We start from the raw sequence: 7,425 nt of genomic DNA on the forward strand, positions 1-7,425 counted from the left end.
AACAACCTGACCATGACTACTTTTACCGGTGAAGCAGCTTTTGAAAACGCATTGATACAGCTCCTGGCTACAAAGGGCTGGGAACTGGAGGTGCTTAAAAACCCTACCGAGGAGGATTTGCTGAACAACTGGGCCGGTATCCTTTTCCAGAATAACCGAGAGATAGACCGCCTTAATGATACGCCACTCACCCAGGGCGAGATGCAGCAGATTTTAGAGCAGATTACCGCCTTACGCACACCGCTTAAATTAAACGGTTTTATTAATGGTAAAAGCGTAGCCATTACCCGCGATAATCCTGCGGATACGCTACATTTTGGCAAAGAAATAAGTTTAAAAATATACGATAGGTTAGAAATTGCCGCCGGGCAAAGTCGCTACCAAATTGTACAGCAACCCAAATACAAAAGCAAATCTAAAATACTAAACGACCGCCGTGGCGATTTGGTTTTACTGATTAATGGCATGCCTGTTATTCATCTTGAATTGAAAAGATCGGGCATACACATCAGCCAGGCAAGCACCCAAATAGAAAAATACGCGTACGAAGGTATTTTCTCAGGTATATTTTCCTTGATACAAATCTTCGTGGCCATAACGCCCGAAGAAACGCTGTATTTTGCTAACCCCGGTCCTGAAGGAAAATTTAACAAAGATTACTTTTTTCATTGGGCAGACTTCAATAATGAACCTATCAACGATTGGCGTCAGATAGCCAGCTCGCTGATCTCCATCCCAATGGCCCACCAACTCATTGGTTTTTATACCGTAGCCGACACTTCGGAGGGTGTACTGAAGGTGATGCGCAGCTACCAGTACTATGCGGCCAATGCCATATCAGATCGTGTGGCTAAAACCGATTGGAAAAACCCCGATGTGCGCGGCGGTTATATATGGCATACTACAGGCTCGGGCAAAACCATGACCAGCTTTAAATCGGCACAGTTGATAGCCAACTCCAAAGATGCCGATAAAGTAGTTTTCCTAATGGACAGGATTGAATTGGGTACACAATCATTAAGAGAATACCGAGGCTTTGCAGACGACAATCAATCTGTGCAGGCCACTGAGGATACTTATGTTTTGGTGTCCAAGCTCAAAAGCAGCGATCCGGCCGATACTTTGATTGTTACCTCCATCCAAAAAATGAGCAATATTGGAGCTGAAGAAGATGGGCTTAACGCTAAAGATCTGGAGCAGATGCGCAGCAAAAGAATGGTAATCATAATAGATGAAGCGCACCGCACCGTTTTTGGAGAAAATATATTGCCCGCTATTAGAGAAACATTTCCCCGCGCAGTGTTATTTGGATTTACCGGCACACCTATACAGGAAGAAAACCAACGCAAAGAAGCCACTACATCAACAATATTTGGTGACGAGTTGCACCGCTACAGTTTAGCAGATGGCATTCGTGATAAAAATGTACTGGGTTTTGATCCTTATAAAGTACTCACCTATAGAGACAGGGACATCAGAAAGGCAGTTGCCCTGCAAGAAGCTAAAGTCACAACCGAGGTCGAAGCCATCGCCGATCCGGATAAAAGCGAAATCTATTATCATTTTATGGATTCAGCAAGTGTATTTATGGCCGGTGGACTCACCGGGGCTGGAAAATATGTAAAAGGAATAGAGGATTACTTAAATCGGTCACAGTATGCGCGTATAGAACACCAAAGCACAGTAGTTGCTGATATTAAAGATAATTGGCTGCGTTTAAGCCATAATGGAAAATTCCATGCCATACTTGCCACAAGCAGTATTACAGAAGCAATAGAATATTATCGACTGCTAAAAGCTGATTTCCCTACACTAAAAACCACCGCATTGTTTGATCCGAATATCGACAATAATGAAGGGTTTGTATTTAAGGAAGAGGGTTTACTGGAATTGATACAAGACTATAACCAGCGATATCAACAAGATTTTACTTTCGCTACTCATGCCAGGTTCAAGAAAGATATATCTAATCGTTTGGCGCACAAAAGACCTTATGAGAGAATAGAGAAATCACCCGAAAAGCAGATTGATCTGCTCATTGTTGTAGACCAGATGCTTACAGGTTTCGATTCAAAATGGGTAAATACTTTATATCTTGACAAGGTATTGCGCTATGAAAATATTATACAAGCCTTTTCCCGTACAAACCGTTTATTCGGACCAGAAAAGCCTTTTGGCGTAGTAAAATATTACCGGTTTCCGCATACCATGCATCAAAACGTTGATAGAGCCGTAAAACTATATTCAGGCGATAGACCTTATGGTTTGTTTGTTGAACGCTTAGACAAGCAATTGGAAAATATGAACGCTACCTATCAACAGATCGCCGACCTATTTAACAATGCAGGGATTAAAAATTTTGAAAAATTACCCGATGATTTAGCTGTACGGGGACAGTTTGCCAAGCTGTTTAAAGTCTTTAACCAGTTCCTTGAAGCAGCAAAAGTACAAGGTTTTAAATGGGGCAAATCCAGCTATGAGTTCAAAGATCGGAAGCCGAAGCTTTTTATAGAGATGTTGGTTGATGGGACTAATTATAATAGCCTGTTAGCACGTTACAAAGAAATGTTCGTCGAGGGCGCAGGCGGTAGTAGCTTACCCGATGTCCCCTTTGAAATAGAACCTTACATTGTAGAGATTGACACTGGTAAAATTGATGCTGATTACATGAATTCACGCTTTGTAAAGTACATCAAGTCTTTAGATCAAACCGACATTTCAGAAGAGCAGCGTAAACAAATTTTAGATGAACTGCATAAATCTTTTGCCACACTAACCCAGGAAGAGCAAAAGTTTGCTAATATATTTTTGAACGATGTGATGAGCGGCAATGTGAAGTTATCGGCAGATAAAACGTTAAGAGATTACATTACAGAGTATTTATATCGGGCTAAATATGGGCAGATTTTAAAGCTCGCCAGTATTTTAGGCTTAGATAAAGATAAGCTTCAGGATTTAATGCGGGACAATATTACAGAGCTGAATATTAATGAATATGGCCGCTTCGATGAATTAAAAGCTACAGTGGACAGAGATAAAGCAAAAGCTTATTTTGAAAAAATAGAAGGTGAAACATTACCAAATTTTAAAATCAGCATTAGAATAGACCAACTATTGAAAGAATTTATTTCCAAAGACGGGTTTGAATTATTAGAATAAGTTAATCTATCGACGACGCTTTTTAGTTAATTAATATTTTTGAACAAGGAATGAGAATAAACTCCTAGCATTTTTTAAATTGATTTTATGAATATAGAAGAACTAATACTTAGCTTTTTAGATAAGAAAGCTGATCAAGAGGAAAAACGTCGGCAAATTGATTATGATCGTCGTAATGAAATGTCTGAACTGGAAAAACTGTTACCTAGTAACAGTAAACAATTTCATATTTTAAATTTGAATGATGTCATTCAATTCGATGAAAAAGTATATGAACAATTGACAGCTGAACTTAATGAATTAGGTTCTGAACTGAGGCCAATCTTAATGGATCAAAACGCTACGTATATTAGTCCAATCGAAGTGCATATTGAAAATGAATCATATGCTATGATATGGTTGGACGACAATGGTGTTATTCAAGGAATAAGGCGAATATCAAAAATCTAAATTTAAATGTGTTGTAACATTAAGCTGTTAGGACTAAAATATTAAGTTAATTCATACATTAACGGAACCGAAGATTATCTATTTAAGTCTTTTGAGATCAGCGCCCCCTGTTTTCACCAAAGATCGTTAAAGCATAAGAAAACAGGGGGCGTTCTTCGGGCGGGCGATAGCCCGCCGCCGGGGAATTTTGAAAATAAGGGGGATTGCTCCCAATGTCATTAAGTTAAGGAACCCCTCAGCATAAAGCCCCCTCTAAATCTCCAGAGAACGGAGACTTTAGCTTCGCACTTTTTTCAAGTCCTCCCAACCGGGAAGGATTTAGATGGAGCTGCCAGCTTTTTGGAGAGATTAGGGTTGTGTTTTCCTAATAGGCATTTTAATTGGTAAATGACTGTCTTGATAATTGGATGGCATCGAAGAGTTTTTCTAAACGACTTAAAAGGTGGATAAAATAATATGGTCCTTTTAAATAAGCTACATAACTGCTTAAAAAAATTAATTTTAACATCTGCTAAGGTTTTCCAATCTCATGCGACTAATTGTATAAATATCATTAATTGAAAGACCAGTTTATTTTATTAATAACTAATAACCAAGGCCTGATTCTAAAGGTTTGCAACATGTATTGCAATAGCCGGGAGGATAAAGAAGACCTTTTTCAGGACATCATATTACAGCTTTGGCGAGCCTATGGCTCATTTAATGGCAACTCAAAAGTTTCAACATGGGTTTACAGAATAGCACTTAACAATGCAATAACGCGGCTTCGGAAAGAAACCAAACGCGAAAAATTTGCTGCGCTTGACGATAGTGCTTTTAATATATCTGCTATAGACAATACGGAAGAAAATCAACAGGTGTTACAAATGTATTCAGCCATCAAAAATCTAACAGAAGTGGAACGGGCAATTACCATGCTGTATATGGATGATTATAGCTATAAAGAAATTGCCGATGTAATAGGTTTATCAGAATCAAACGTAGGTTTTAACCTGAATAAGATACGTACGAAATTAAAAACAATTGTAAATAACGGATAATATGGAACTGGACGAGTTTAAAGCGCACTGGAAGACTATCCAGGATAATGAATTTCAACAACAGAAGATTCCATCAGAAAAATTAAAACAAATTATTATGAATACCACAGACACACTAGGACACCTGCACTCGAAAAGTGCTTATTGGAAAAAATTTGGAACCGCTACAAACCAAATATTATTGGGTATGCTAGCAGTAGTATCGCTAATCATGTTAATAAAAGGTATTTATCTGCACAGAATTGCTGGCATTCTGGAGTCAGTTGCATATTTAACCATAATGGTAATTTACTGTATTGTAACTATTTGGGTTTTTAAAAGGCAGGAACAAATTTTTACTATATACAGTGGTGACAATGTGATGGTAACCCTTAAACAGACCATTTCAGCCTTCAGAAGATTTTATTTGATGTTTAACATTATTTATCTGTTTTTATATCCTGCATACTTTTATGCTGTTATTAAACTATTCTTGCCTTACTGGCACCCGTCCCTACAAACCATTTTTATAACTTGTGCACTTGCAACTTCAATATCACTTATTGGTGGTCACTGGTATTACAAAGTCAAATTCTTTAAAAAGTTAAAATCGCTTGAAGAAAATCTGAAATATTTAGAAAGTTAGCAATTTGTTAACTGAACCTAACGGATTAGATGCAAACAAACTTTGTCCATTGACATAAAATTAGGGATTAAATTGCCCTTTTATAATTCGTTAATGCCTCGTATTTACTTCTCGACTTATTGTTTTTTCTAGAATGTGGATATTTTCGATTAGGCCTCACTGGTTCGAGGTAATGAATAAATAATTCTTCAAGATGACGTAGGATCTTTTCAGGATTTCGATGTATAAACAAGTCTATCAACCTGTTTTTCATTATTCCATAGGCAATGTTCTTATTGATTTTATATTGATGTACACGTTTTGAAGTAATTAAGGCTATTTCTTTTTCACATGGTTTTGCAATGATAGCCTGGAAATTAGATAGGAAGAAAGTAATATAGAAATCTTGCATAATGGTCGTAACTCTCTGTCCGCTAAAAGCTTCCAATTGCAATTGATTTTTAATTGAGCTAAAGTTGGTCTCAATGCCCCATCGCATAAAATACAACTCTTTGAAAATTCCTTGTGGGTGGTCTGTTTGATTGAACAGGTTGGTTGCCAATACTTCTATTGTACCATCGTCAAGGATAACCTTAATCAACCGAACATTAATAGTTGAACCTATTGGAACAAAGAATCCTTGTTTGTATAGCTCATCTGATGAATACTTATTCGCTCTGAATGAAACCATTGTGTCGGTATCGTTACTAATAACGAAGTCTCTTATCTCGTATGTAAACCTTAAAGGGCAGCGCATAATATAGGGTTGTGGTTGTTCTTTATTCTCGTGAAGAAAGAAACTGATAAAGCCAGGATAACCACGATCATAGATTAACAACATATCAGATTCATAATATTGCACCCAATGTTGCGCCATTCTTTGTTCGGATATTTTCACAGGATAAAGTTCGGCCCTTATTGCAATTCCATTCAATATATCATAAGCAGATAGTGCCTGTCCCATTGGAAATTTCTTATCGCTTTTATTACTTTGAGTTCCAAAATGATTAATGACTTCATCGTAATGAATTAGGTTTATTATCGATCCGTCTACGGCAATGACCCGCATTCCATTCCAGCGCTTAATATTTTGTCCATAATGCTCATAAAAACTTTGTACTAAAACTTCATTGAGGCAAGCAAAGAATAAATCTTTGATTTTCATTCGTTGCTGACAGAAAGCTGATTTGCTTACTGTTAGCTCATCTATTTCTAACCAATTATAAAATTCAGCGATTTCAATACTGTAACTCCTACGGAAAAAATTTATTAATAAAAGAACTAACCGCTCAAACCCTAACTTTCTATCGCGGGAGAAATCTGTTTTTGAGTGTGTGAATAATGCCCTTAGCTCTGTTTGAGTAGCTGACTGGGTAATAAAAATTTTTAGGTCGTTAATGATTTTAATGTTTACAGGCATAATGCAACAATGATTTCCTGTAAAAGTAAAGAACCGGACATGATCCGGTTCTTTACTGTAAAGCCTTCAAGTCCTTAACTTAATGGCATTGGGATTGCTCCCCCTTATCGGCAATTAATTGTAAATCAATGCTTCGCTTCCCTGCGTTGCAAAATCACGGCAAAGATTAAAAGCGGTTTGCGCCCGTTGCTTGGCTGTACCATCCATAATAGATTTAAACTTGGCTTCGTCACTTTTAAAACTACGCACATTTTGAAAATAACCTGTTACGGCATTGTAAGCACCAAATACCGTTCCTGCGGTTGTTTCCAATTGCTGGGTTTGACTACCCAAAGCATATTCATACACGTTATCAACAATGTTCGTGTAATGCGTAGATAGCAGGTCTAATTTACCTTCCGCTAAATTTTCTAAAACCTCTTTATTTGGTGCCATAGCAATCTGTATAAGTTTTTTAACCTCTGTATCCGTAATGCGCACTTTAGCCCACTGGTTAAATAGACCTTCAAATTCACCGCCTAAAGATTTACTGATACCCATTAATGTATGCGCTTGTTTTAACCGCTCGGCAGCAGATGCCGTATGACGTATTTTAATCGCCCCTGAATGGTTATTCATTGCTGCGTTAAGTGGTTAGGGTGAGGTCAAGGGTCGCCCCTCAACCTTCCCCACAGATCTGGACGTGCCCCTTTCAGGGCATCCAGCTCCCAGACGTAACTTATCCGCATGATGTTGTTTGCGGTGACAACGCT

The 7,425-nt window shown here is 37.8% G+C and carries 6 protein-coding genes; 4 read left to right on the plus strand and 2 right to left on the minus strand.

What is annotated here, in order from left to right; genetic code table 11:
* Positions 1-12: 12 nt before the first annotated feature.
* The 4 genes from EPL05_RS21660 to EPL05_RS21675 all read left to right on the plus strand — a co-directional run bounded on the left by EPL05_RS21660 (position 13) and on the right by EPL05_RS21675 (position 5,274).
* Entirely contained in the window at positions 13-3,159 is a 3,147-nt protein-coding gene (locus tag EPL05_RS21660; RefSeq protein WP_128536074.1) for a type I restriction endonuclease subunit R, read from the plus strand.
* Between the two features lie 87 nt (positions 3,160-3,246).
* Positions 3,247-3,609 (plus strand): hypothetical protein, encoded by a 363-nt coding sequence (locus EPL05_RS21665; protein ID WP_128536075.1) that lies wholly within the window; start codon positions 3,247-3,249, stop codon positions 3,607-3,609.
* Positions 3,610-4,166: 557 nt separating this feature from the next.
* Positions 4,167-4,649: an RNA polymerase sigma factor gene (locus EPL05_RS21670; protein WP_243837346.1), complete on the plus strand. Its 483-nt coding sequence runs from the start codon at positions 4,167-4,169 to the stop codon at positions 4,647-4,649.
* Position 4,650: 1 nt separating this feature from the next.
* On the plus strand, positions 4,651-5,274 hold the full coding sequence (locus tag EPL05_RS21675) for a hypothetical protein (RefSeq protein WP_128536076.1): 624 nt from the start codon (positions 4,651-4,653) through the stop codon (positions 5,272-5,274).
* Between the two features lie 67 nt (positions 5,275-5,341).
* Here the strand turns inward: EPL05_RS21675 and EPL05_RS21680 are convergent, their stop codons facing one another.
* Positions 5,342-6,673 carry an IS4 family transposase gene (locus EPL05_RS21680; RefSeq protein ID WP_128536077.1) on the minus strand — a complete coding sequence of 444 codons (1,332 nt, stop codon included), beginning with the start codon at positions 6,671-6,673 and terminating at the stop codon, positions 5,342-5,344.
* 114 nt (positions 6,674-6,787) lie between these two features.
* Positions 6,788-7,291 carry a DUF932 domain-containing protein gene (locus tag EPL05_RS21685; protein WP_243837347.1) on the minus strand — a complete coding sequence of 168 codons (504 nt, stop codon included), beginning with the start codon at positions 7,289-7,291 and terminating at the stop codon, positions 6,788-6,790.
* Positions 7,292-7,425: the final 134 nt, after the last annotated feature.

The organism is Mucilaginibacter gilvus, assembly GCF_004054195.1.
In the GTDB taxonomy this organism is placed as follows: Bacteria; Bacteroidota; Bacteroidia; order Sphingobacteriales; family Sphingobacteriaceae; genus Mucilaginibacter; species Mucilaginibacter gilvus.

Coding starts and splice junctions, on each gene's coding strand:
- EPL05_RS21685 (WP_243837347.1), bottom strand. CDS start 7,291: ATGAATAACCATTCAGGGGCGATTAAAATACGTCATACGGCATCTGCT.
- EPL05_RS21675 (WP_128536076.1), top strand. CDS start 4,651: ATGGAACTGGACGAGTTTAAAGCGCACTGGAAGACTATCCAGGATAAT.
- EPL05_RS21660 (WP_128536074.1), top strand. CDS start 13: ATGACTACTTTTACCGGTGAAGCAGCTTTTGAAAACGCATTGATACAG.
- EPL05_RS21680 (WP_128536077.1), bottom strand. CDS start 6,673: ATGCCTGTAAACATTAAAATCATTAACGACCTAAAAATTTTTATTACC.
- EPL05_RS21665 (WP_128536075.1), top strand. CDS start 3,247: ATGAATATAGAAGAACTAATACTTAGCTTTTTAGATAAGAAAGCTGAT.